Annotated in this window: 1 protein-coding gene; it reads left to right on the top strand. The window is 27.0% G+C overall.

The window, feature by feature from the left end; genetic code table 11:
- The coding region (gene smc, locus L21TH_RS03840) for a chromosome segregation protein SMC (RefSeq protein WP_034429255.1) at nucleotides 1-2,239 on the top strand (2,239 nt) is incomplete at its 5' end.
- Nucleotides 2,240-2,280 lie beyond the last annotated feature (41 nt).

Genomic DNA, 2,280 nt, shown 5'->3' with positions numbered 1-2,280 from the left:
GAAAAAATTAAAAGAATTACAAAATGAAAAAAATAATAAGATTAAGCACAAACAAATAAAAGAGAAAGAGTATGATAAAACTATAAACGATTTAAATAAAATAAAAGAAGTTATACATGGTAATGAGTCTAGATGTAATCTTTTAAAGGATATGAAAAACGAATATGAGGGTTTCTATAAGAGTGTTAAGAAAACACTTTTAGCAGTAAGAAAAAACAAAGTACTAGGTAAGGGTGTAGAGGGTGCTGTTGCAGAGTTAATTACAGTAGATAAAAAGTATGAAAAAGCTGTAGAGGTGGCTTTAGGTTCATCATTGCAAAATATAGTTACTGAAACAGAAACAGATGCAAAAAATATTATTAATTACTTAAAGAAAAATAAATTAGGTAGAGTTACATTTTTACCTATGACTTCAATCAAAGGAAGATATTTGAATTCTAGAGAAAGACAGTTATTACATATAAGAGGAAGTCTAGGAGTTGCAAGTGAGCTTATACAATATAATCAAAAATATAAGGATATATTTAATTATTTATTAGGAAGAGTAGTTATTGTAGATAATATTGATAATGGTATAAAAGTCGCTAAAGAGAGCAACTATACAGTAAAAGTAGTTTCACTTGATGGAGATGTTATAAATGCTGGAGGTTCAATGACAGGAGGGAGTTACAAGTCAAACTATACTAATATATTAGGTAGAGAGAGGCAAATAAGTGAACTACAAAAGGAAATAAATAAGTTAAATAAAGAAAAATATAGTTTAGAGAATAAAGTAGCTAGTTGTAAAACTGACTTAGCTAATGTTATGGACAACTTATCAAAGTTAGATGAAGAAATAAATAATCTTAGAATTAATTTTACTAAATTAGAGAATAAAGAATTACAGCAAGAAGAGGAGATTGGTAATTTAAAAAGCATGGTAGAAAAGTATAAACAAGAATTAGTACAATTACAGCAAGAGCAGCTAGATTCAGAAAATAGAACTAAAGAATTAAAAAAAGAACTAGAAGAATTAAAGTTAAAAAGTGACTCTACTCAAGGAAATATTGGTGACATGATGAAAAATTTTGATGAAGAAAAGAGCAGAAGAGATACATTACAAAAAGAAATTACAGATATAAAAGTGAAAATTGCTTCTTATGAACAGGAAGTTAAGTCAGTAAACGAAGCTTTGTCTAAATTAAAAGAAGAAAAAGAAAGAATGAGAAACAATTTAGAACATAAGAAAAAAGAATACGAGGTTACAATTAATAATATTAAAGATTTAAAGATAAAGTGTGAAGAACTCAAAGAAAAGAAAGAACAGTTAAAAGGGACTTTAAATGAAAATGATAGTAAATTACAAGAACTAAAGCAACAGAAAAATCAGTATTTAGATACATTTTATTCAGAGCAAGAAAAATTAAATGAAATGAATAGGGAGATTAATGAATTACAGAAAAGTATTAATAATTTAGAGGTAAAACATGCAAAATACAATACCCAGTTAGAAAATATGATTAATAAGCTTTGGGATGAATATGAATTATCTTATCAAATGGCTCTTAAGTATAAAAATGAAGACATTAGTATATCTAAAATTCAAAATCAGATAAAAGAATTAAAGTCTAAGATAAGAACTTTGGGTACTGTAAATGTAGGAGCAATTGAAGAATATAAAAGACTAAAAGAAAGATATGAATTTTTAACAGAACAAAAAAAGGATTTAACAAGTGCAGAAGAATCATTAAAAAAAGTTATTAAAGATATGGAAAATAAAATGGAGGAGCAATTTATAGAGAAATTCCATGAAATAAGAGAAAACTTTAATAGAGTATTTAAGCAGTTATTTGGTGGAGGTAAGTCAGATATTTATCTTGAAGATGAAAGTGACGCTCTTAAAAGTGGTATAGAAATTATTGCTCAGCCTCCAGGAAAAAAACTTCAGAGAATTTCTCTATTATCAGGAGGTGAAAAGGCTCTAACTGCAATAGCATTATTATTTGCTATCTTAAATACAAAACCAACACCATTCTGTATATTAGATGAGATTGAAGCTGCATTAGATGATGCAAATGTATATAGATTCGCCGATTATTTAAGAGAATTTTCACAGGAAACACAATTTATTGTAATAACCCATAGAAAGGGTACAATGGAATCAGCAGATGCATTGTATGGTGTAACTATGGAAGAAGAAGGAGTTACTAAATTAGTTTCTGTTAAACTTTCAGAAAAACTATCAGAAAAAGCTAGTTAAGGAGGTATTTAACATGTTTAAAAAATTTTTTAAAAAAAATA

Origin of the sequence: Caldisalinibacter kiritimatiensis (genome assembly GCF_000387765.1) — a bacterium.
Classification (GTDB): domain Bacteria; phylum Bacillota; class Clostridia; order Tissierellales; family Caldisalinibacteraceae; genus Caldisalinibacter; species Caldisalinibacter kiritimatiensis.
The sequence above is the reverse complement of the archived record's forward strand: the minus strand, read 5'-3'. Positions and strand labels throughout refer to the sequence as shown.